The 20,344-nt window shown below is 66.1% G+C and carries 28 protein-coding genes and 1 tRNA gene; 19 read left to right on the top strand and 10 right to left on the bottom strand.

Annotated elements, in window-relative coordinates; genetic code table 11:
- Positions 1-25 precede the first annotated feature (25 nt).
- Positions 26-111 (top strand) — tRNA-Leu (locus tag AO501_RS27225).
- A 26-nt stretch (positions 112-137) separates the two neighbouring features.
- Here AO501_RS27225 and AO501_RS27220 read toward each other — a convergent pair.
- Both AO501_RS27220 and AO501_RS27215 read right to left on the bottom strand, forming a co-directional pair.
- Positions 138-1,286: a site-specific integrase gene (locus AO501_RS27220; RefSeq protein WP_055580692.1), complete on the bottom strand. Its 1,149-nt coding sequence runs from the start codon at positions 1,284-1,286 to the stop codon at positions 138-140.
- The gene (locus AO501_RS27215; protein ID WP_156452808.1) at positions 1,273-1,989 is read right to left on the bottom strand and encodes a hypothetical protein; all 717 of its coding nucleotides are present in this window, start codon (positions 1,987-1,989) and stop codon (positions 1,273-1,275) included. Before AO501_RS27215 ends, AO501_RS27220 begins: the two co-directional genes overlap by 14 nt.
- A gap of 30 nt (positions 1,990-2,019) precedes the next feature.
- On the opposite strand from AO501_RS27215, the gene AO501_RS27210 reads away from it, so the two are divergent.
- From AO501_RS27210 to AO501_RS27140, 16 genes are all read left to right on the top strand, one after another.
- The gene (locus AO501_RS27210) at positions 2,020-2,226 is read left to right on the top strand and encodes a helix-turn-helix transcriptional regulator (RefSeq protein ID WP_055580690.1); all 207 of its coding nucleotides are present in this window, start codon (positions 2,020-2,022) and stop codon (positions 2,224-2,226) included.
- Positions 2,223-2,549 (top strand): hypothetical protein, encoded by a 327-nt coding sequence (locus AO501_RS27205; protein WP_055580689.1) that lies wholly within the window; start codon positions 2,223-2,225, stop codon positions 2,547-2,549. Before AO501_RS27210 ends, AO501_RS27205 begins: the two co-directional genes overlap by 4 nt.
- A gap of 90 nt (positions 2,550-2,639) precedes the next feature.
- Complete coding sequence (locus tag AO501_RS27200) at positions 2,640-3,065, top strand: hypothetical protein (protein ID WP_055580688.1); 426 nt, start codon at positions 2,640-2,642, stop codon at positions 3,063-3,065.
- A 322-nt stretch (positions 3,066-3,387) separates the two neighbouring features.
- Entirely contained in the window at positions 3,388-3,663 is a 276-nt protein-coding gene (locus AO501_RS27195) for a hypothetical protein (RefSeq protein WP_156452807.1), read from the top strand.
- A gap of 2 nt (positions 3,664-3,665) precedes the next feature.
- Positions 3,666-4,079, top strand: coding sequence for a hypothetical protein (locus AO501_RS27190; RefSeq protein WP_055580686.1), 414 nt, complete (start codon positions 3,666-3,668; stop codon positions 4,077-4,079).
- A complete protein-coding gene (locus AO501_RS27185; protein WP_055580685.1) occupies positions 4,076-4,405 on the top strand; it encodes a hypothetical protein in 330 nt (109 codons plus the stop codon). Before AO501_RS27190 ends, AO501_RS27185 begins: the two co-directional genes overlap by 4 nt.
- Positions 4,402-4,545, top strand: coding sequence for a hypothetical protein (locus AO501_RS37450; protein ID WP_156452806.1), 144 nt, complete (start codon positions 4,402-4,404; stop codon positions 4,543-4,545). Before AO501_RS27185 ends, AO501_RS37450 begins: the two co-directional genes overlap by 4 nt.
- On the top strand, positions 4,542-4,922 hold the full coding sequence (locus AO501_RS27180) for a helix-turn-helix domain-containing protein (protein WP_055580684.1): 381 nt from the start codon (positions 4,542-4,544) through the stop codon (positions 4,920-4,922). Before AO501_RS37450 ends, AO501_RS27180 begins: the two co-directional genes overlap by 4 nt.
- Positions 4,919-5,236: a hypothetical protein gene (locus tag AO501_RS38460; protein ID WP_055580683.1), complete on the top strand. Its 318-nt coding sequence runs from the start codon at positions 4,919-4,921 to the stop codon at positions 5,234-5,236. The genes AO501_RS27180 and AO501_RS38460 overlap by 4 nt, the downstream gene beginning before the upstream one ends.
- Before the next feature lie 2 nt (positions 5,237-5,238).
- The gene (locus AO501_RS27170; RefSeq protein ID WP_055580682.1) at positions 5,239-5,985 is read left to right on the top strand and encodes a hypothetical protein; all 747 of its coding nucleotides are present in this window, start codon (positions 5,239-5,241) and stop codon (positions 5,983-5,985) included.
- Between the two features lie 111 nt (positions 5,986-6,096).
- Positions 6,097-6,420, top strand: coding sequence for a hypothetical protein (locus AO501_RS27165; RefSeq protein WP_055580681.1), 324 nt, complete (start codon positions 6,097-6,099; stop codon positions 6,418-6,420).
- 3 nt (positions 6,421-6,423) lie between these two features.
- Complete coding sequence (locus AO501_RS27160; protein ID WP_055580680.1) at positions 6,424-6,699, top strand: HNH endonuclease; 276 nt, start codon at positions 6,424-6,426, stop codon at positions 6,697-6,699.
- 96 nt (positions 6,700-6,795) lie between these two features.
- Positions 6,796-7,029, top strand: coding sequence for a hypothetical protein (locus AO501_RS27155; RefSeq protein WP_231752620.1), 234 nt, complete (start codon positions 6,796-6,798; stop codon positions 7,027-7,029).
- Positions 7,026-8,456, top strand: coding sequence for a hypothetical protein (locus tag AO501_RS27150; RefSeq protein WP_055580679.1), 1,431 nt, complete (start codon positions 7,026-7,028; stop codon positions 8,454-8,456). Before AO501_RS27155 ends, AO501_RS27150 begins: the two co-directional genes overlap by 4 nt.
- A gap of 61 nt (positions 8,457-8,517) precedes the next feature.
- Positions 8,518-8,733: a ribosome modulation factor gene (locus tag AO501_RS27145; protein WP_231752619.1), complete on the top strand. Its 216-nt coding sequence runs from the start codon at positions 8,518-8,520 to the stop codon at positions 8,731-8,733.
- 99 nt (positions 8,734-8,832) lie between these two features.
- Entirely contained in the window at positions 8,833-9,573 is a 741-nt protein-coding gene (locus tag AO501_RS27140) for a DUF5131 family protein (RefSeq protein ID WP_055580677.1), read from the top strand.
- On the opposite strand, the gene AO501_RS27135 is transcribed toward AO501_RS27140, so the two are convergent.
- From AO501_RS27135 to AO501_RS27115, 5 genes are all read right to left on the bottom strand, one after another.
- Positions 9,570-10,568, bottom strand: a complete 999-nt coding sequence (locus AO501_RS27135; RefSeq protein WP_055580698.1) for a three-Cys-motif partner protein TcmP — start codon at positions 10,566-10,568, stop codon at positions 9,570-9,572. The genes AO501_RS27140 and AO501_RS27135 overlap by 4 nt on opposite strands.
- 285 nt (positions 10,569-10,853) lie before the next feature.
- The gene (locus tag AO501_RS27130) at positions 10,854-12,500 is read right to left on the bottom strand and encodes a recombinase family protein (RefSeq protein ID WP_011560558.1); all 1,647 of its coding nucleotides are present in this window, start codon (positions 12,498-12,500) and stop codon (positions 10,854-10,856) included.
- Between the two features lie 189 nt (positions 12,501-12,689).
- Complete coding sequence (locus tag AO501_RS27125; protein WP_011560559.1) at positions 12,690-14,189, bottom strand: replication initiator; 1,500 nt, start codon at positions 14,187-14,189, stop codon at positions 12,690-12,692.
- Between the two features lie 4 nt (positions 14,190-14,193).
- A complete protein-coding gene (locus tag AO501_RS27120; protein ID WP_011560560.1) occupies positions 14,194-15,639 on the bottom strand; it encodes an FtsK/SpoIIIE domain-containing protein in 1,446 nt (481 codons plus the stop codon).
- A gap of 92 nt (positions 15,640-15,731) precedes the next feature.
- Positions 15,732-16,076, bottom strand: coding sequence for a hypothetical protein (locus AO501_RS27115; protein WP_011560561.1), 345 nt, complete (start codon positions 16,074-16,076; stop codon positions 15,732-15,734).
- A gap of 253 nt (positions 16,077-16,329) precedes the next feature.
- Between AO501_RS27115 and AO501_RS27110 the strand changes: the two genes are divergently transcribed.
- Positions 16,330-17,130 (top strand): hypothetical protein, encoded by an 801-nt coding sequence (locus AO501_RS27110; protein WP_011560562.1) that lies wholly within the window; start codon positions 16,330-16,332, stop codon positions 17,128-17,130.
- A 6-nt stretch (positions 17,131-17,136) separates the two neighbouring features.
- A complete protein-coding gene (locus AO501_RS27105) occupies positions 17,137-17,604 on the top strand; it encodes an NUDIX hydrolase (protein ID WP_005110618.1) in 468 nt (155 codons plus the stop codon).
- Positions 17,605-17,612: 8 nt separating this feature from the next.
- On the opposite strand, the gene AO501_RS27100 is transcribed toward AO501_RS27105, so the two are convergent.
- From AO501_RS27100 to AO501_RS27090, 3 genes are all read right to left on the bottom strand, one after another.
- Positions 17,613-18,149 carry an HD domain-containing protein gene (locus AO501_RS27100; RefSeq protein ID WP_005110615.1) on the bottom strand — a complete coding sequence of 179 codons (537 nt, stop codon included), beginning with the start codon at positions 18,147-18,149 and terminating at the stop codon, positions 17,613-17,615.
- A 402-nt stretch (positions 18,150-18,551) separates the two neighbouring features.
- Positions 18,552-19,376 carry an IS21-like element helper ATPase IstB gene (istB, locus tag AO501_RS27095; protein WP_025239092.1) on the bottom strand — a complete coding sequence of 275 codons (825 nt, stop codon included), beginning with the start codon at positions 19,374-19,376 and terminating at the stop codon, positions 18,552-18,554.
- On the bottom strand, positions 19,373-20,344 hold a 972-nt coding region (locus AO501_RS27090), incomplete at its 5' end, for a Mu transposase domain-containing protein (RefSeq protein ID WP_419775686.1). The genes istB and AO501_RS27090, both read right to left, overlap by 4 nt.

Genomic DNA, 20,344 nt, shown 5'->3' with positions numbered 1-20,344 from the left:
GCTGCCAACTCATGTGGTTGGTCGAGTCCGAGTGGCGGAATGGCAGACGCGCTAGCTTGAGGTGCTAGTGCCCTACTAATGGGCGTGGGGGTTCAAGTCCCCCCTCGGACACAACACAGCAGTACGCATCGCCGCAGCTAGACGGCGGTTATGCGCCGCGGCCGGCGACGGTCGGCGGGCGCTTTGGACACAGTTTGGACACTCCCTGATATTCGGGCGTCCAGGTTGACGGCCACCGCATCGAGGTCGCTGTCGAACAGATCGGCGTAGATGCGCAGCGTGACGCTCGGGTCTTTGTGTCCGAGCATCCGCGACACCGCCAGCACGTTGGCGCCTGAACTGACGGCCAGACTCGCGCACGTATGCCGCAGATCGTGCGGCGTGATGGTCTGCACTTCGGCACGCTCGACGGCCCTGTTGAACCATCCCGTCGTGTCGTAGCTCGGCCGCTTCAAGTAGCCGCCGCTGCGCGCCGGAAACAGCAGATCGTCGACGCCGCGATCCTCGCACCGGACCGCCAGGCGGGACAGCACCGACGCCGCTACCGGCACCATCCGGTTCTCCTTGCCCTTCGTCTGCCCGACCTCGAAGTCTTGCCCTACCTGAACAGCGTTGCGGTGCACTGAGATTCGCCGTTTGAGAAACTCGACGTCGGCGACGGTCAGCGCGATCGCTTCGCCCCACCGCAACCCGGTGAACGCCAGCGTCAGCACCAGATCGGCGTAGCGGCCCGACTCCTCGGCCAGCCGGCACACGTCCGCCTCGGTGAGGTAGACGTGACGCTTCGGCGCCTTCGTCGGCTTCTCGCCGCGCTTGAACCGGCGGGCCGGGTTGAACGCGAGTGCCCGGTGCTCAACGGCGTCGTCGAGCACGCCGGCCAGGATGCCGACCGCGCGGTTGACGACGGTCGCGCTGGACCCGTCGCGGGTCATGGCCGCGGCCCATGCCTTCACGTCCAGGGTGTCGACCTTGCCGACCGGGACGCCGGCCCACTTCGCTTCGATGTGTTTGCCGTAGGCGTAGGCGATGGTCCGATAGTAGGACGGCGAGAGCGTCTGCTCTTGCCGTGCGAGCCATCCGACCGACAGATCGCCCACCGTCACCCGGCCGCGCGCCGGCGACACATATGCACCTTCGGCCTTCGTCGTCTCGACCTTCGATGCCCACGCCGACGCGTCGCGCTTCGTCGTGAATCCACGCTTGCGGCTGGTGGCACCGTTCGGCTGCCGGTATCGAACCTCCCACCGTTCGCCCGCGGCCGTCGGATAACGCTTAATCGTCGCCATCAAGCACCGCCCTCAGCTCGGCTTTGAGTTCGCGGGCCACGCGGCCCTTCTTCTGCGCGTTCGCGTCGGCACCCGCACGCCGGTCCCGCTCCGCGTGAAACGACCGCCCCCGCCACAGCGCCGCCATCTCGGCAGCGAGCCGTTCACGGTCCAACCCGAGGTCACGCGCAAGCCTTTCCTCCGGTTCCCCAAAGTCTCCGAGTAGTCGCATGAGCGCGCCGGCCGTTACGCCGTGCAGCCGGACCGGCCACCGGTCGCGCAATTCCGCCATCGTGTCGCGCGGACTGGTCAGCGCGAACTCGAACATGTCACCACCGGCGAGGAAGCGCCGAAGCTGATCGCTGCTGACATTCAAAGCCGTTGTGAGAGATATGTTTTCGCTATCGCCGAGGAGGTCGCCAAGCGCCACTTTCGCGCACCGGACGTCACTGAGCGCCAGGACCAGCGCCGCCAACGTCGGAAGAGTCGGCGACACCCGACCGTGCTCAAGGTCGGATATCCGGCCGGTCCCCCAGTTCAGCCCGTATCGACGTGCAGCCTTCGCGACGTCATCGGCCGTGGCGTCGCCGCGCAATCGCCGTGCATTCTCGCCGATCACGCTGCGCAGCGGCACCGCGTCGCCTGTACCAGTCACGGCACAGAACTGTACTCGATTTAACAAGGCTTGACAGCAGGACGCTGCGATATGCAGACTGAATCCCATGCTTGTAATTCCGAGGCTTGAGGAGACCTGATGTCGGAACTGCCCCCCGATACCGCCACTCCGAAGCAGGTTGCCGCGGCCCTGTACATGTCGGAAGAGGCGCTGGCCCAACTCCGTTACCGCGGGACCGGCCCGAAGTTCACCCGCGTTGGCGCCCGGAGGGTGCTGTACCGCTGGTCGGACGTCAACGCCTACCTCGACGCGAACACAACCACTCAGACCGGTGTTGGAGCGTGACTCCGACACCGTTCGTCACCGAAGCGCAGCAGATCACTGCCCGCCTGGCCTCGTCGCCGTGGTTCCCGATGGTGGTGGCAGCCGAGGTCAAGGAACGCGCCATGATCGCTAACGCTCAGGCGAACGGCAACGTCGTCACCATCACCGTGACGAACGCCGCCGGTAGCGGCACGCGCACGTACCAAGCCCGCGTGGAACTGGTCTCCGCCGAATGCCGGCATTGCACCGTGCCCGTCGACAGCGGCGATACCTGCACCTTCTGTGCGTCCTACACCCCGCCCGATACCGCGGCAGCACGCTCCCCCGCAGAAGTGCTGCCATGAGGCGCGAGCGACAGAGCCGGCCCGCGGGCAACGAGGCGGCGCCAGCGCCCCGACGGTCCACGCCGCGTCGTGGCGAGGTGGTGTGATGCGATGGGCCACCGTTACCCGATTCAGGTGTTCGGCGATCCGATACGCAAGGGCTACACCGTAGTCGCCGACGAACTGATTCGCTTCGGCGCGCACGACCGGGCGCTCGGCTCGGACGGCCTGGCCGTGATCCTGCTGATGCTGTCTCGCGGGACCACGCGGGCGGATCAACCGGCCTGGGAGACGTCCGCATCTCAGATATCCGAAGAACTCGGGTGGGGGCGCAACCGCGAGCGGGCCAGCGCCGCAATCCAACGAGCCGAAGACGACGGCCGACTTGTGCGCCGCGGGTTCATCCGCGACGGAGTAGACGTCAAGCAGCGGTGCGCCTACGTGATCTGTGCCGGCGGGCGCCGGTTCACCGATGAGGAACTGGTCATCGTCAAGGAGCCGATCGTGCTTCCATCCAAGCGGAAGTCGCAGCCGTGACGGCCGGCCTTGGTGCACGGAAACCGTGCACCACGAAGGCCGCCGAGGTGCACGGTTACCGTGCAGGTCGAAAGGTGCTGAGGTGCACGGTTTTTTGTGCACCTAATTCGGTCTGCAAGCCGCACGGCTTCCGTGCACCTAAGGTGCACCCCCGTAGGTGCAACATAGGAATACCCACGTACCTAGGGATACTCCATCCGGTCATGCACTGGCGTGCACGACCGCTCGAATACCCCTACCGAATCTGCGTACCGGGTTACGCCAATCGGGGACTTCGTGGTGACCCACAGACCGCGCGCGCGTGGAGTGAGGTGCCCGCGCTGTGAGGTCGCAAGTGTTCGACGAGATCTATGCCGACGCGGCGATGGACCGCGAATGCCCGAACTGCCAAGCGCCGCCGCACAGGTGGTGCAAGCGCCCCGACGGTGAGACCCGCCCGATTCCGTGCGTCGCCCGCATGCGCATCGCTGACGCGTCCGCCGGCCGCACCCGGCGCTGCCCACCGTGCCCGCCCGACGTCGAGCACCAGGCCGCGCCGGCCCACCCGACCCGCTCGTTCTCAGAACCGATCCACCAACCCGACGACACCCAGGAGTGACCATGAGCAACGCCCCCAAGATCACGTACAGCTGCGCCGTCTGCAACAAGCCGGTCCGACCCGGCACCGGCCACGTCGGCATATCCAACGCCGACCTACGCCGGCACCGCGAAGCGCTTGCGATCTGGAGGCTTGAAGTCGAAGCCAACCAGCGCACACCAGGAGGACTCGGAGTAGTCATCAGCAACGCGGCGCTACTCACGTTCCCTGATCGTGCGCCGTGGCGTGCGCATCACAGCGCGTGCAACCCGCACCCCGACGACGCCGGTTACGAGTTCGACGTCGGCCGCGCCAGCACTCACGAACAACTGCTGGTCTGGACCGCGCACCTGATGGAGAAGAACTGGGTACGGGCCGAAACCGACTGGGCTGGGTTTGTGCGCCGGCATGTGTCAGCGGAAGCGCTGCGCGCATGAGCAACTGGGAGACCATGCGCGCGGTGCTCGCCGGCATACCCGCGCTGCCCGGTGCGCGGTGCAAAGGCCAAGCCGACCTGTACGAGCGGACCGTCGGCGAGCACCACATGACCGGCCGGATCACAACGACCGAACTCGACGACGCCCGCAGCGCCGCTCTGCGGCTGTGCGCGGCTTGCCCAGCCCGGAACCCCTGTGAGGTCTGGCTCGACGCCCTGCCGGCCGCTCGACGTCCAGCAGGCGTGGTCGCCGGCCTGGTGATCACGGCTGGCGGGGTGCCGTCGAGTACCGGGACGCCGAGCACCGCCGGCGGGCGGCGCACATGACCGCGCCATTCCTCGACGACGACGAATGGCGGAACGCGGTCGAGGACCTGGACGAAGCCGAACGCGCCGCGAACTGCGGCCACACCATCCGGGGCAGGCGCGGCATTTGTGTCCACTGCGGCGACAGACCAGACCCGTGAGCGAGACAGGTCTGACGTGCGTCGGCGGCGTCGTCGTGCTCACCGGGCCGGCGCTGAAAGCGGCGCGGGACTGTGCCCTGATCGCCGCCAATCACCGCAAAATGTCGAGACTTCCGTATCAAACCTATGAGGCACTGGCCCGCGAGTTTCACGCCGCAATGTCCGTCTGCGGTCACTCGGACGTCCGCTTACCCGCAATCAGCGACAGTGTGGAAGTGCAACAACCGACCGTGCCAGTCCCCGAAGTAGCGGCCCGCCTGGGCGTCTCGGACAGGCATGCCCGCCGGCTGGCCGAACGACTCGACGGTCAGAAGATCGGCGGCCGATGGGTCGTTGACGAAATCGCCCTAGCCCAACACCTTGAAGGAGGGCAATGAACCGTCAAGAGCAAGCCCGAATCATCGCCTCACTGACCGACGACGAACTCAAAGAACTCACCCAACGGGCAGCGAAGCTACCCCCGCCGGAGGAGGGCGACGTCGAACGCCAGTTCCTCAAAGCCCTCTCCGGATCTGCGAACCGGCGCGAATGGATGGCGGCGATCGCCGGCCGGTTCGGCACCGCCGAACCCAAAGACGACCGAACCGACACCACAGACGATCCGCCCGACGCGCCCCTCACCGACGAGGAAAGCGCCGCAGCGTTCCTGCGCGTCATCACAAACCGATCGACCCAACCCAGGAAGGCCTAGCCATGAAGATCTCCGCACGCTTTCACGCCACACAGGTCCGCAACGCCTCCAAGGCGCTCGACGTCGCACTGCCCTCGGCCCTGGTCGTGAAACTCGACCAGGCCGACCAGATCGCCACCACCACCGAAACCATGCTCGGCACTCGCGGCGACCTCAACGCCGCGATCCTCGACGCCATCGAACGCGGCGACGACTACCACGACGACCCGCTCGTCCGGCGCTACGCACTCGACTGGCAGATCGCCAACTTCCAGGGGCACGGCGTCCAGGAGGCAGCCACCGAGCGTGCCATGCAACGCCGCCGCGACGCTCTCAACGCCCACGCCAACCAGGTCCTCGCAGCGTGGGCCGCAGCCCTCAAGCCGCACTCCGCGAACCTCGCCGCAGCGGCCGCAGGCCTCCCCAACCACCGCCTCGACGACGCGGGCGCGGTCATCGCCGCAGGCCTCGAAGCAGTCGAACTGTGGCAGGGCGCGCAGCGCGCCGTCAAAGCCTGGGGTGCCGCCACGGCCGGGTTCGTGGCGTTCGCGTCCGCCGCCCGCGTCGCCACCGACGACTACCGCTGGTTGATCTTCACCGACGCCGAGGTCCCGTCCGCCGGTCGTCACGTCGACGCCTGGTCCCTCGCCTGCCTGGGGCACGCCTTGGCACTCCCAACGCTCAAGGAATTTCAGGAGCGGGTCGCTGCTGCGCTACCGGCCGACGACCTCGGCGTCGACGGAGGCCTAGACGAGTTCGACGTCGCGTAGCGCCCCCGAAGACGTGCTCGCGGCCCGTTGCGCGCCGGACTGCTTCCCGGCTGGCCTGATGCAGCGCCGGGTCGCGAGCACCCCACACCGACACCAACAGGAGGAACACACATGACCACCACCCCCGACAACGCGGCAACTGAGCAGCGCGACGACGCCCGTCGCCAGCTGGTGAGCGCCATGAGCACCTTGCGGTCGGCGTCGGGAGCGCCCAGCGTCGCGCACCGCGACACCGAAGCGCGCGCCGACCGCAAGGCAAACCACCACCACGACGAGCAGGAGCAGAAAGTGAGCACCGACCCGAACTGCTCACCCGACGGTGAGCACTGCGACCGATGCGGCGGCGTCCACAACCCGCAACCCGGCTGCACCTTCGTGACCAGCCGGACGTGGGGACCAGCCGACGACGACGACCAGGACGACGAGCAGGACTGACCCATGCCGTTCGCATCCAAGGCCATCCGCGACAGAGCACGAGCCCGCGTCGCGCTTCAAGTCAAGGCCGGCGCACCGTGCGCGCTGTGCGGCCAACCCGTAGACCTGTCCGTGCCATGGCCCGACCCATGGTGCTTCGTCGTCGATCATCTTGTGCCCACCAGTCACGGCGGCGACGACCACCACGACAACGGGCGACCAGCACACAAGCAGTGCAACGAGATCCGATCCAACCAGCCCGACGGCACCGTCGGCCGCAACAGCGGAGCACTCGGATGACCCACCCTGAGCAGCCACAACAGACCCAGGGGGAGGTCCCCTTCGAGCACTTCCGCCGCGACGCCCCCTGGCATAGGTAAACATCTGGAGCCCAAAGTGACCACAGCAAAGAAGCGGCCGAAACCGAGAACTGATCGCGGCCGTCTGGAAGCGTTGCGCGACCGGTTGGCGGGCATCATCGACGACCCGGACACGTCGCCGCGTGACGTGGTGTCTGCGTCGCGTGAGTACCGGATCGTGGTCACGGCGCTCGGGAAGACGGCACCGCCGGCGGGTGTGTCGAAGCTGGACGAGATAGCGGCGCGCCGGCGCCGGCGGGCTGCGCGATGAGCACCAGGACCAGGACGGCGCCGGCCGCGGCGACGGCGCCGACGTTCCGCCGGGTGCCGGACGGCAACGAGGCGACCGGCAGGGATTGCGTCGAACTTGCTGCCGCGTATGGGGTGCCGCTCGACGGCTGGCAGGCCGACATTGTGCGCGGCGTCCTGCGGGAGTCCGGTGGTACGTGGTCGGTGTCTCAGGCCGGTGTGGTTGTGGCCCGCCAGTCGGGCAAGGGTCAGATCCTGTTGGCGTTGGAACTGTTCGGGCTCTACGAGCTCGACGAACAGATCCTGCACACGGCGCACGCCGTCAAGACGTCGTCTGACGCGTTTCGCCGGCTGTGGGAGGTCATCCAATCTGACGAGGATTTAGCGGGCCGGGTGCGCCGGCATTCTCAGATGATCGGTGCCGAGTACGTCGAACTGGACACCGGGGCGCGGATCGCGTTCACCACACGCTCGGCGTCGGCTGGCCGCGGCCTGACGATCGACCGGCTGATCGTCGACGAGGCCGAAGACTTGCCGGCCGCGGAAGTCGGCGCGCTGCAACCCACGGTCTACAGCCGGCCGCGGGCGCAGTCGTTGTTCTTCGGGACCGCGCCGGGTCCGATGCACGACTCCGAAGCGTTCTCGGCGATGCGCCATTCGGCGCACGACGGCCTGAATCCGCGACTCGCTTGGTGGGAATGGTGCGCTGAATACGGCGACGACATAGACGACCACGCGGTGTGGGTCCGCACGAATCCGGCCGTGGCGACGGGCCGGGTTCCGATACAGGCCATCATCGACGACCGCGCCGTGCTGCCACCGGACACGTTCCGCGCTGAACGACTCAGCATGTGGGTGCCGCGCGGCGCCGGCGATCAGGTGTTCGACCCTGCGGTGTGGGAGACGCTACGGGATCCCGACTCGGTGCCGGTCACGGATTTGGCGATCGGCGTGGACGCTGGCCCGTCAAGGGATAAGGCGACGGTGTGCCTTGCTGGGCGCCGCGGGGATGGCCGGCTGAACGTCGAGTGGTATCAAACCGGGCCGGGTGTGACGTGGCTACCCGGTTGGGTCGCAGCGCACTTGAATGGGCGGGTGCGCGCTGTCGTCGTCGATGAGCGCGGCGCCCTGGCCGAACTCGACTGGACGGGCGCCAGGGTGCGGCCGACGCTGGTCGGGCACCGCGACGTTGCGATCGCGGCGGGCCAGTTCGTCGATGCTGTCGCCGATGGCGCGCTGGCGCATCGTGGGCAGGTGGAGTTGTCGCGCGGGGTGTTGTCGGCGAAGCAGCGGCCGATGTTGTCTGGGCAGGCGTTCGGTTGGGATCGGAAGGCGCCGGGTTCGTCGGCGCTGATCTCGGCGTCGCTGGCGTTGTGGGGTGTGACGTGTTTCCGGCCGGCGCGACCGTACCGGCGCGGGTCGGGCGACCGGGAAATGATCCTCCTGTGATCGCTGCGCGCCGTCGGCGTGGGTCCGACGGACTGGGCCGGCGCGGCTGCATGCTTGGCGGGTGACGTCGAAGCGCGCCGAGTACATGTACGCGCTGTACTCCGGGTCGCTGGCTGAACCAGGCGACCCGAACCCTTACGCCGGCGGAGAGTCGCTGGTGCTGCCGAAGCTGTGGATGCGCGGGTACATGCGAATGCTGCGGGTACGGATCGACACCGGGCCGGCGATGCGGCGCTACCGTGGCGCGGGCCGCGCAGCGGAAGACTGGCCCGAATGAAGACGCGCCGCCGCGCTCACCGTGGGTGGGTGTCGGACGTCGCCGATACGGTGTGCGATCGAATAGCGTTGCAGGCGATGAACTGCTCAGGGGTGACGCATGGCTGACCGATCGGCGATCGAATGGACCGAGGCCACCTGGAACCCCGTCACCGGCTGCGATCGTGTTTCCGACGGCTGCGACCACTGCTACGCAATGACGTTGGCGAAACGGTTAAAGGCCATGGGTTCCGCGAAGTACCAGAACGACGGTGACCCTCGCACGTCCGGACCGGGCTTCGGCGTGACCATCCATCCGCAGGCACTCGACGAGCCGCGCCGGTGGCGCCAGTCGCGTGTCGTCTTCGTGAACTCAATGTCCGACCTGTTCCACGCCCGCGTGCCGGTCAGCTTCATCCGCGACGTGTTCGACGTCTGCCGCGATACGCCGCAGCACACATACCAGGTGCTCACCAAGCGCAGCTTGCGGCTGCGCCGGCTCGGCGAAAGTCTCGACTGGCCGGCCAACCTGTGGATGGGTGTGTCCGTCGAAAACGCAGACGCGCTGCCGCGGGTCGACCATCTGCGCGACGTACCCGCCGCCGTTCGCTTTTTGTCGTGTGAGCCGCTGATCGGACCGCTCGACGGCCTAAACCTAGACGGCATTCACTGGGTGATCGCCGGCGGCGAGTCCGGCGCGAATCATCGCCCTGTTGACGGGGAATGGGTGCGCGGCATTCGGGACGTGTGCCAGGACTCCGGCGTCGCGTTCTTTTTCAAGCAATGGGGTGGCCGGACGCCGAAGGCCGAAGGACGCGAACTCGACGGCCGGCGTTGGGACGAGATGCCGGCCGCGGTCTAGCGGTTCTCGTCGAGGTAGTCCTCGTAGCCCCACCACTCGGCGCCCGTCGGATCCCAGCACGGCTCCGGGCGCCACAACCGCTCGCCGGCCTTCGCATCGTCGAAACCGGGGTCGTCTTCGAATAGTGAGAACTGACCCGACTTGGCCTCCTTGGCCTGCCGCATCATCTCGGGCTCGCGGAGCGCGGCCTGGTTGTACAGGTATCGCATGATGCGGTCGCCGACGTCATGGTCCGTGGCGAACACCATGTCGTAGATTTCCAGCTTGTTCTGCATCTGCATCGGGATCCGGTGCGTTATGGAGTAACCGAGTTCGTGCTGCAACTTCCACCGCATCAGGTTGACCATCTGCTGGCGGTAGCAGCTCGCGATGATCTTGCGCTGGTCGAACGCCCGCTGGATCTGGCGCCACTCGCCGCCCCCGTATAGGCGGTCTACCCGCTCCTGGAATGCCTCCTTGTTCGTGCCTCGCACGCCTTTGAGAATCATCGTGGGCGACATCAGGATCCAGATTTCGGCTTTGCGGCCGTGCCTGCGGTCTCTGCGGAACGCAGCGAGTTTTCGGATGGTCTCCCAGTGCACTTCGGCGGCTTGCTGGTCGACGAACGCGAACGTCGGCGCCCACGCGACGTCGGCGAGGCCGGCCAGGACGCCGTCGATCGTGGCGTTGCAGTCGCCTTCCACGACCTCGTAGCGGGTATCGCCGGGGAACTTCTCTCGCAGATGCGCGTCCAGCGCGCGGGCGCGGGCCGGATTGAGTTCACCGAAGCGCAGTCGGGTGAACGGCGGCTGCGCGCTCATCGCGACGACTGGTGAACCGTCAAACTCGGCGCCGGTGTAGCGCTCGACGTTCTTCGGTTGGCCCGCCATCAGGTCGAGATAGATGCACTCAGGCGACTTGCCGCTGACCGCCTTCGTGAACGCCGGCAGATAGCCGCTCAAGATCTCCAACTTGTTCCGCGTCCAGTAGGACCACGGCCGCGCGTTCGGGCTGATGACGTTCCCCCTGTGCCGATCCGTCTGGGTCTCCCCTTGGTCGAGGGTAGAACCACAGCGCGACAAACCTGCGCAGCGACGTAACATGTCGCACCGTTGCGGCGCTGGCCCGCTCACATGTCGAGCACGTCCGCGGCGACGTCGAGCGCCTGGTCGACGGTGGCGGCCTGGACACGCTTTGGACACAAAATCCTCTGAAACTAGGACAACCCGCGTGAACCACAGTCATGCATTTCGGCTGCTAGAGGGGGATTCGCGCCCCTGACCTGGGAGGTCTGCGGGGGTTCAAGTCCCCCCTCGGACACATCCGGCGACACGACTCAGGTCGGCAGTCGCCGTGACTCGCCGAAGATGCGGGTCGTAGTCGAGACGCAGGCCCAAGCTTGCGTACACCTCGGCGCGCTCAGCTCCGGTTGCCGCGCCGAGGATGACCGACAGTCCGCCTAACTCCTTAACTAACTCACTGATCTCGGCGGCACACATGGCGCGGGGCCGCTCCACTCGCTCAACGCGTGCCCTCAGCTCGTCGCGCTCGGCGGTACGTTGACGCAACGCAGCAGTTAGATCCTCAACGGCCACGCCAGACTCCACGGCGGTGATCAAGGCAGCCACTTTGGCATTCGCCTCGCTCAGCTGGCGCTGCAAGGCGGCGTAGCCAGGTCCGGCCGCCGGGTCCACGTCTTGCCCGCGTGCGAGGTCTTCTGGATCGGCCAGAGTGGCGATCCATTCGTCGAGTCGCGCTGTCACTGCGTCTTCGCGGAGATAGACGGTGCGCGGATGATCACTCAGGTCCACAGGTACAGAACGTGACTTGCCGAACTCACAACGGTAGAGGATCCGCGTTGTTTGCTTCCCCGGCCGGGCGGCGCCCTGCATTCGCCGTCCACATGCGGCGCAGAACAGCAGCCCACGCAGCGCATACGGCACTGTCGATTCTCTGCTGCACACGCGACCGGGACCACGCCGCGCCTGCATCCGGAGACGAACAGCCTGCGCCAGCTCATCAGGGATCAGCTCTTCGTGCGTGCGTCGATCGGGTGCGATCCAGTCGGCCCGATCGCGCCACCGCATGCGAGTCTCATATCCCGCGGCGACATCATCGGGGTTCAAAAGGACCTCATACTTCTCCTGCTTGCCCCAGACACGGATACCGCGGTACGCAGGGTTGTCGAGAATGGCGCGGATCGCCGAATGGGACCATCCACGTGGGTCACGATGCCGGTTCCGTGCCGGGTCGTATTGGCTCGGTGATGGCACTCCATCGTCGGTGAGCTGCTGTGCGATGAAGCGCAAGCCAGCACCATCGGCATACATGCGATAGATCCGCTCGACGGTCGGGGCGGTCTCGGGGTCAGGCTCCAGGCGGTGAAGACGCTGCCCAAGACTTGCCTTGGCGGGGTTTGGGTGCGGGCCGGCATCGACGAGTTGATAACCGTACGGTGGGCGACCGCCGAGGTATCTGGTTGTGTCCTGCGCGAGTGCCGACATCGCGGTACGCACGCGCATCTGGATTCGCGCACGTTCTCCCTTGCTCATTCCGCCAAAGAGCGTCATCACGAGGTCGTGTGCCTCGGATCCGGGATCAACCGCTCCGCCAACTTCAGGCACCCATAGGCCGACCCCGTAGTGCGTGAGCACCGGGAAGGTGAGCGCAAATTGCGGTCCGTAGAACGCGCGAGCAGGTTCCCCGATCACGACGGCATCGAAGCCACGGCCACGAGAAGTGACATCTGCGAGCAGACGTGAAGCCTCCGGCCTGCGTTTCCAGGGAAGCGACCGGCTCTGGCCTATATCGAAGTAGTCGGCGGCGAGGACGCCGCCATGCGGACTGATCAGATCGATGGCACGACGTTTCTGCCAGCTGCGGCTCGCCTCCGGATCTTGGGCGTCCTCGGTACTCACTCGGCCATAGAAGGCGAACCTGAGGCTCATGCCACTCCCCTCCCTGATCTAGGCGTCCGGTCCCGCATAGCCAGTATGACGTTTACCAGCGCGCGGTTGGCCTCGCGCGGGAGCCGATACCGGTTCGGCAGGTCAATTTCAACACCTCCCTCTGACATGTTCGGAGCATCGACTCGAACGTCACACTCGGAGCGAGCATGTGTCGTAGTCGGGCATCTTTCAGCCATCGCTTGCCCCTAGCGGATCCCATTGTTCGTTGTGGGCTTGGCGACGTGCTTCTACCAGTCCGATGAGGCGGGAGTGGATGCGTTGGAGGGCCGCGGAATAGACGAGACTGCGATCGCCGAGGCTGCCGAGGCCGGCACGTTCGAACTCCCACGCCACCAGATCATCGCGACCGGCGAAGTCACAGTTGGGATCGTATTGGTATGCAGTGCTTTTCAAGCGTTCTTCACGCGTCCAAATGGCGCGCTGTTCGCGCAGCACGGTCATGGTAGTGGAATAACGGCGGGATTTGCTGGTGATGTGGCCGCGGAATCCGAGGGTGTGCAACCACCGCCCGATGCCGGACAGTCCTTTGTCCGCGAGATCGCTGATGGTGGTCAGGATGGTCCGCACATGCTCTGACACGTCCAGGTCGGGTATGGCTTCCGTAGATAGGCGGCGCGCGCTGATTCCGAGGTCTACCAAGGATTTGGTGACATACTTGGCGAGATAGCGTGCCACCAGCCGGCCAGACATGGACCGTCCTGAGCCTGACCCTGGTTCTGGTTCTGGTTCTGGTGGAGCACTTTTCACTGGTTTTGCGGATGCGGCGAGGGGTTGGGTGTCGATCTGTGTGCCGAAACGCATCGTCCGCGCATCGGTATCAGCGGTCGGATCGTCGATGGTGAGCGTGACGGTGCGGGCGGCGTGTTGGATGATGGTGGCGAGTTCGACTGCACCGATGGGTGATTCCCAATCGGTCTGATCGGGGTCGTCTTGGGGGTCCAGGCGGATCAGGGCGTGGATGTGTGGGATGGCGCGGGCTTGCAGTTCGACGATTTTGATGAAGCTCACCCGCACCGCATCCGGATCCACACCGGTGGCTTTCAGTTCTTTGCGGAGGGTGCGCCGCATGGTGATGGTGAAGCGTCGCCACAGTTCGGGAAGATGCCAGGCGAACAGGACATGCCCGGCATAGTCGTAGCACTCCGGACAGAGCGGCTGACCGACCCGCTCGTCGCCATGATCATGGGACATGCTGCACCACAATTGTTTTCCATGCGGGCAGCGGCGGTAGCCGCCGATCCGGTGCTGGTCTCGGCATACCTGCGCTTTCTTGTCCCCCGACGTCGTGGCGGTGTGGACGGCCCCGAAGCTGGGGGCAGTCAGGGTGAGGAAAACTTGCGGATGATCGCCCACCGCGGTGGGCATGCCGTGGTGGCCTCCCGCAGCGCCGGCGTGCACGAGTTGCCAGGTGTCGCGGGCGTAGAGATCTGAACACGACGGGCAAATGTGGGCGCGACGGTTGTTGCACCGCGTCCACACCACCCGCTGACGCCCGTACTCATCGGTACCGATCAGCTGGATGGGGTGAGCGCAGAATCCGACGGATTCTGCTCGTCGCCACCAGGATTGGTATCCCATCGACGCGGCCCGGCGCACCATCTGCTCGACCACTCGGGTGGTATCAACTGTATCCGGAACACCCGGCAGGGCAAGCTGCGCCGATGTCATGGAGCTATTCACCGCTGCCCTCACCCACGGTGTGCCCGGTATCGGTGTTGTGTGGATGGTGGGTCTTGTTCGGTCGGCTCGGGGGTCGGCGGAACCGAGTGGCCAGCGCGGTGATGTCGTGGTCGGTGACGTGGAAGGCCCGCACCCGCTGGGCGTAGGCGGTGCCGTCAACCATCATGTAGCCAACACCCGGTGTCGCGTCGGGGATGCGGTCACATTCGGCGCCGGCATCGCGTGCTCCCTGTCCCAGGACCATAGTGGTTTGGGTGGCTTCAGTCAGGCGCAACCCGATCCGCACCGTGAACAGCTGCCTTAACGGCAGGGTGTCTTTGGCGGGGTCTTGCACCGCGGCGACGACGCTGATGCCGACTGCGCGGCCTTGCGAGAGCAGGAGGCCCAGGAGTTGTTCGATTTCGGTGCGGACCTTGCGGTCGGTCACATACGCACTCAGTGCTGCGATTTCATCGATCACTACCACGAACAACGGCTCCGACGTCGTGGGAGTGTGTAGTCGGGTGTGGCCGCGCAGACGATTCGCCCGGGCGTGCATCACCGTGACGAGCTGGCGTAGCAGCTCCAGGGTGGTGTCGGTGGCGTCGTGGGTGAACACGGTGAACAGGGGTGCTCCGGCACCGAGTTCCATGCCACCTTTGGGGTCGATGACACATAACCGCACCAGTCCGGTCTTCACCGCGGGGGCGATGCCGGCGATCAACGACCACAGCACTGAGCCTTTACCTGCGCCGGTTGCCCCGGCGATCAGCACATGGTGACCGAGCAGCGGCACTTGCCACCAATGCCGCGTTTCGGTGATCCCGACCCGCACCAGCGCCAGGTCCACCGGGGTTGCCGGGGCGGGCATGGGCAGGACGATCGGTTCAGCGAGCACGTCTGCCCGCATTAAAGTGATGCGCAGTTCGCCAGGCGAGGTGGCGGTGATGCTGATGCGGTCGGCGCGCCACGCGGCGGCCAGCGCGTCGGACTGTTTATGCCAATCTGCCACGGACTGGCCGGTGACGATGCGCACCGCCAGCACATCGGTGGTTTTACCGATTGTCACCGTGCGCAGGGTGGGAGTGAGGGTGCGGCCGCCGAGTGTGGCCGTCAGGCCGTGCAAGGTGCAGGTCGATTCCCAGGTGCGGGTGTAGCGCGACCACGTGAGCCAGCGCCGCCGTACCGGTTCGGTCACCCAGGCGCGAAATGACCCCGGTTGGAGCCAGGCCCAGCCCGCATACCCGGCACTGCACACGATCGCGCAGATCAGGCCCACGCGTGGGCCGTGGCTGATGGCAAGCACGAGGCTGGCGATGATGGGCACGTTGATCGCCGGGAACAGCACCGCCCACCAGAGCACATACCCGGCTGCGGTGAACAGCGACATGACCAGTTCTCCGAACCAGTCGTCATCGCCTGATCCACTGTTGGTGGTGTTCTTATTGTTCGATGTCATGAGAGATGCCCTCCGTGAGCGTGTGGTCAACAGCAATGCCCGGGGTGGCGGGGTGCGGTGATCGGTTCACCGCACCCCACACCCGCTTGGGGTTACTTCTGCGGGCGTGTCTGCTCACTCGGCGCAGCACCACTGGCGGTGGCGGGGGTGAGGGCATCAGCGCGGAACGCCACCCCGCTGCGATCACCTTGGGCCCACGGGATGGCCACCAGACCAACCACCGAAATAGACTGCGTGACTGTAACTTTGGGGTCTCCTGCCACGGTGACATTGAGTACTTCGCCGCCGGAGTCATCCAGCGCGAGGACCTGGGTGGCGTACATCGGCATCCCGGTGGCGGTGTCGACTTTCGGGGCGCCGGTTTCGAAGTTCAGCCGTGGCTCCGGAGCGCGGGTGACGATAAAACGAGTTCCAGACGTATCGATTCTCAAACGCATTGTCCTACTAGTCCTTTCGTGAGATGTTGACGCCGGTCCGGCGCTGGATTCAGTTCACGTGGACATCACGGACGTTGCGAGAGACATGTGCCGACATTTCCGACACATCCACGGGCATTTCGGACACGGCCGGACATACCCACGGACATCACACCGACACTATCGCCGCAGGGTGGCGGCAATCGCATGGCAAACTAGACACCACGCGCTGAAGGATGGATACGGACGACACGGGAAGATGTGCGCTGACACGATGGACGAGCAGGACGGCACCGAGGCCGCCATCACTCCCAACGATCGCCTCGCGCAGCGGCTACAGGCCAAAGGTCTGTCCTCGCAGCGGTTCGCCACCGCGGTGGGTGTCGATATCAAGTCGGTGCGACGCTGGCTGGCCGATAGCGACTACAGAATTCGCGAACACAACGCCCGCAGCGCCAGCGAGGTGCTCGACTGCACTCCGCATGACCTGTGGCCCAAGCAGTACCCGGCCGCTACCCCCCGTGCAGTGACAACAGCGTCTGCGGGTGGGCCATTCACCGCGACCCTGTATGCCAGCCGTACTCAGCTGCCGATCACGACGTGGCAGCAGCATTTCGCCGACGCCACCACCGGCATCGACATCCTCGTGCTCGCGGCCACGTTCCTGTTCGACACCCTCGACGGATTCCTCGACACCCTGCTCGCCGCCGCCGCCCGCGGTGTGTCGGTGCGGTTTCTCGTCGGGGATCCCGACACTGCGACCACGATCTTGCGCGGTGAGGAGGAAGGGATCGGCGAGGCTGTCATCGCCCGCTGCCGCACGTCGGTGGAGTTGCTCGCCCCTCACGCTTGTACCCCGGGGCTGGACATTCGCACCCACGACACCGCGCTCTACACGTCGATCTTTCGGGTCGATGACGCCATGATTGTCAACTTCCACATCTACGGCTCACCCGGGCGCAACAACCCTGTGCTGGTTCTGTCACGTCACCATGAGCCAAGGCTCTGGACCACCCTCGAAGACGCTTTCACCCAGGTCTGGAACCGCGCCAGACCGCTGACCGCGAAAGGCTGACCCCCGATGCGCACCGACTACTACAATGACCCCAACGCCCCGGCGCCCAACAGTGTCGTTCCGTCCGCCTCGGCCATCGTCACCGACGAACAAGGTCGTATTCTGCTGATCAAACGCCGCGACAACACCCTGTGGGCGTTACCCGGCGGCGGACACGACATCGGCGAAACCATCGCCGACACCGCCGTGCGGGAAGTCAAAGAAGAAACCGGGCTCGACGTCGAAGTCACGGGTCTGGTCGGTGTCTACACCAACCCCCACCACGTGGTCGCGTTCACCGATGGCGAAGTGCGCCAACAATTCTCGCTACTGTTCGCCACCACGGTGCTCGGCGGGACCCTCGCCATCGACCACGAAAGCACCGACATCGCCTGGACTGCCCCCGACGACATCGCTGGCCTGGATATGCATCCGTCGATGCGACTGCGCGTCGAGCACTACCTGCAACGCCGCGACAGCCCCTACCTCGGCTGACCGCTGGGCTACAGCCAGTCGCGTACTCGCCGGACCGCCGCCAACAATTCGTCGCGGCCCGCGTCGACCGCCCGGTGCACCGGGTCCTCGGATCCATAACGCGCCAACACGTCGCGTAGTCGATCTCGCGGTGATATCGGCGCCCCGTCAGGTCCAGTCGTCAGATCGCAAAAAGTCAACGCATCAAGGACATTGCTGGGCGGATCGCTGAACGCGGACAAACCCGACAAGCCCCGCTCGGCAGCCTCCGCGTGCGCTCCGGTATGAAAGGCCACCAAGGAAGCGACCAGCTCCCCGAAACCCGCCGATCGCACGAACTCCGCTCCATCAAGGGGATGAAAACCGGTCCGGCGCACCGACGGTGCGTAACCGATATCGTGCAACCACCCCGCCGCGACCAGACAGTCCGCCGTTTGAGCATCGAAACGCCGGCTCAACCGCTCGGCAGTCGTCGCGACCCCCCGGACATGCGCCAACCGCCGCGGCTGCTCAGCCAGCCGCGCCTCGGCCTCGCGCCGTGCACGCTGCGCCAAAACTACGCTCACAACCGCCAGCCTACGAGCCCCAGCACCATGCCGCAGCCCCGTCGCGGCTGATGGCGCAGATCCTGGACACCCGCGACCCGCAGGAACCGGCGGCCACCAGCAGGCTTCGCTACGCTCGCTCTGCTCCCGTCCGCTGGCGCTCCCGTCCGCGCCGCTCCCTGCGCTCCGCCCTCCGTCCGCCGCCACGCATGCATGCACCCACGACCGGCGCCGGAACTAAGTCGCAGGCCACAGCGCTGGCATCACGACGAGGCGCAGCTGCCCTCGCTGCTCGCCGCATCGAGACGCCGCGAGCGGCAGGCCGGACCAATAGCCTGACCGTCGCTGACCTGCGATGTGAGAACTTTCTTTACTGGTATCGAGACACCTGCTCGATACAGCGGCGAAGGCGTACTGGCAATGTCAACTTGACTTGGCCCCACTAGGACGGCTCGATTTGGCTCCGGCTGGTTTGGGGGGCTGGGTGGTTCGGGCGTGGGCCAGTCGGTAGGAGTGGCTGCCGGTTTCGATGATCTGGCCGGCGAAGGTGAGACGGTCGACGATGGCTGCGCAGAGTCGGGGGTCGGTGAAGGTCTTGGTCCAGGCCGAGAAGGGCTCGTTGGAGGCGATCGCGATCGCGGAGCGTTCCTCTCGCTCGGTGAGTACCTGGAACAGCAACTCGGCGCCGCGTCGGTCGAGCTGCAGGTATCCCAGTTCATCGATGAGCAGCAGGTCGACGCGGCCGTAGCGGGTGATGAGTTTGGTGAGGTGTTTGTCGTCGGCGGCTTCAACGAGTTCGTTGACCAGCTTGCTGGCCAGGGTGTAGCGGACGCGGTAGCCGGATTCGGCGGCGCGGGTGCCGAGGCCGATGAGCAGGTGGCTCTTGCCGGTGCCGGAGTCGCCGATCAGGCAGAGCGGGTAGCCGGCCTTGACCCAGTGGCAGCTGGCGAGTTGACCGATGAGGGCCGGGTTGATCGCGGGGTTAGCTTCAAAAGAGAAGTCCTCCAACCGTTTCGGGCGGGGAAACCCGGCGTCACGGGTGCGGCGTTCGGCACGGCGGTGGTCGCGGTCGTCGCATTCGGCGATGACCAGTTCAGCGAGGAACCCCAGGTAGGTGTGGTGTTCGCGTTCGGCGGTGGCGGCGATCTCGGCGAAGCGCTCACGAATGGTGGGCAGGCGCAGCACGCGGCAGCCTTGGTCGATGGCGGCGGTCGCGGCCGACTCGGTCATGCCGTGGCGTGCGGTCATGAGCTTTCCTTTCCGAGCAGGGCGTCGTATTTGTCCAGGCAAGGCAGCGCCCGGGTGTCAGCGGGCAACTCGGCGCGACGCCGGATGAGATCGACAACCACGTCGGTGTCCTGATCGTTGTGTGGGCTGGGTGTCCTGCCGCGGTGCTCGGCGGCCTTGCGGGCTTCCAGGGCCACGACGTCGGGGTTGACCGAACCCACGGCCAGGGCCGCGGTGATCCCGACCAGTACGTCGGCGTGGTCCAAGCGGCGATGCAGCAGCAGCACCTCGACCAGGGCGCGGGTCCCGGCGGCGTCGCCGTGGGCTCTGCGGGCCGCAGCCCAGAACCGGTCGTGGGTGGCAGTGAACACCCTGGCCGCCCGGGCCTGGGCCAGCGCGGTCGCTCCAGGCAGGGCGCCGGGTTTGCGCAGCAGGATTTCCAGATAGTGGTCCAGGTCAAGAACTTTGGCGCCCTTACCGATGGCCCGCTGGTGGCGGGCCACCACCTGGTTGCGGTCATAGGCGGTGACCGTGGAGGCCGACAGCTTGACCCGCAGCCGATGACCGATGAACCGGGCCGGCACCGAGTACTGGTTGCAGCGCACCATGATCTGGGCGTAGCGGTCCACCCGCGGGGTCAGGCTCAGGGCGGTATCGAACGGCTCTCTGGGCAACGGACCCAGCAGGGTTTTCTCCACCGCGAAGTCCTGGGCCACGCTGGTCGACCGGTTGCCGACCCGGCGAGCGTCATCGGCCTCATCAGCGGCGGCCAGCACAGCGTTGAGTTCGTCGATGGAGGCCACCACCGGCATCGGCACGCAATGGTTGCGGCGGAAACGCCCGCCTTCGCCCTCAACCCCGCCCTTCTCGTGGCTGCCCTCGTGGCCGGGCTGGCAGTACCAGGCCTCGAACCCGTATTCTCTGAACTCAACGTCTGTGCTGCCCAGCGTCGCCGACATGTGCTCAGGAATCGGTTGTGACCGTTGGTA

This window comes from Mycobacterium gordonae (assembly GCF_001417955.2).
Lineage (GTDB): Bacteria > Actinomycetota > Actinomycetes > Mycobacteriales > Mycobacteriaceae > Mycobacterium > Mycobacterium gordonae_B.
Note: the sequence above shows the minus strand (reverse complement) of the source record. Positions and strands in the feature narration are given on the sequence as shown.

What these genes read in the sequence shown, in the direction of transcription:
- AO501_RS27220 (WP_055580692.1), bottom strand. Translation starts at nt 1,286, where the DNA reads ATGGCGACGATTAAGCGTTATCCGACGGCCGCGGGCGAACGGTGGGAG.
- AO501_RS27215 (WP_156452808.1), bottom strand. Translation starts at nt 1,989, where the DNA reads ATGGGATTCAGTCTGCATATCGCAGCGTCCTGCTGTCAAGCCTTGTTA.
- AO501_RS27210 (WP_055580690.1), top strand. Translation starts at nt 2,020, where the DNA reads ATGTCGGAACTGCCCCCCGATACCGCCACTCCGAAGCAGGTTGCCGCG.
- AO501_RS27200 (WP_055580688.1), top strand. Translation starts at nt 2,640, where the DNA reads ATGGGCCACCGTTACCCGATTCAGGTGTTCGGCGATCCGATACGCAAG.
- AO501_RS27190 (WP_055580686.1), top strand. Translation starts at nt 3,666, where the DNA reads ATGAGCAACGCCCCCAAGATCACGTACAGCTGCGCCGTCTGCAACAAG.
- AO501_RS27185 (WP_055580685.1), top strand. Translation starts at nt 4,076, where the DNA reads ATGAGCAACTGGGAGACCATGCGCGCGGTGCTCGCCGGCATACCCGCG.
- AO501_RS37450 (WP_156452806.1), top strand. Translation starts at nt 4,402, where the DNA reads ATGACCGCGCCATTCCTCGACGACGACGAATGGCGGAACGCGGTCGAG.
- AO501_RS38460 (WP_055580683.1), top strand. Translation starts at nt 4,919, where the DNA reads ATGAACCGTCAAGAGCAAGCCCGAATCATCGCCTCACTGACCGACGAC.
- AO501_RS27170 (WP_055580682.1), top strand. Translation starts at nt 5,239, where the DNA reads ATGAAGATCTCCGCACGCTTTCACGCCACACAGGTCCGCAACGCCTCC.
- AO501_RS27165 (WP_055580681.1), top strand. Translation starts at nt 6,097, where the DNA reads ATGACCACCACCCCCGACAACGCGGCAACTGAGCAGCGCGACGACGCC.
- AO501_RS27160 (WP_055580680.1), top strand. Translation starts at nt 6,424, where the DNA reads ATGCCGTTCGCATCCAAGGCCATCCGCGACAGAGCACGAGCCCGCGTC.
- AO501_RS27150 (WP_055580679.1), top strand. Translation starts at nt 7,026, where the DNA reads ATGAGCACCAGGACCAGGACGGCGCCGGCCGCGGCGACGGCGCCGACG.
- AO501_RS27140 (WP_055580677.1), top strand. Translation starts at nt 8,833, where the DNA reads ATGGCTGACCGATCGGCGATCGAATGGACCGAGGCCACCTGGAACCCC.
- AO501_RS27130 (WP_011560558.1), bottom strand. Translation starts at nt 12,500, where the DNA reads ATGAGCCTCAGGTTCGCCTTCTATGGCCGAGTGAGTACCGAGGACGCC.
- AO501_RS27125 (WP_011560559.1), bottom strand. Translation starts at nt 14,189, where the DNA reads ATGACATCGGCGCAGCTTGCCCTGCCGGGTGTTCCGGATACAGTTGAT.
- AO501_RS27120 (WP_011560560.1), bottom strand. Translation starts at nt 15,639, where the DNA reads ATGACATCGAACAATAAGAACACCACCAACAGTGGATCAGGCGATGAC.
- AO501_RS27115 (WP_011560561.1), bottom strand. Translation starts at nt 16,076, where the DNA reads ATGCGTTTGAGAATCGATACGTCTGGAACTCGTTTTATCGTCACCCGC.
- AO501_RS27110 (WP_011560562.1), top strand. Translation starts at nt 16,330, where the DNA reads ATGGACGAGCAGGACGGCACCGAGGCCGCCATCACTCCCAACGATCGC.
- AO501_RS27105 (WP_005110618.1), top strand. Translation starts at nt 17,137, where the DNA reads ATGCGCACCGACTACTACAATGACCCCAACGCCCCGGCGCCCAACAGT.
- istB (WP_025239092.1), bottom strand. Translation starts at nt 19,376, where the DNA reads ATGACCGCACGCCACGGCATGACCGAGTCGGCCGCGACCGCCGCCATC.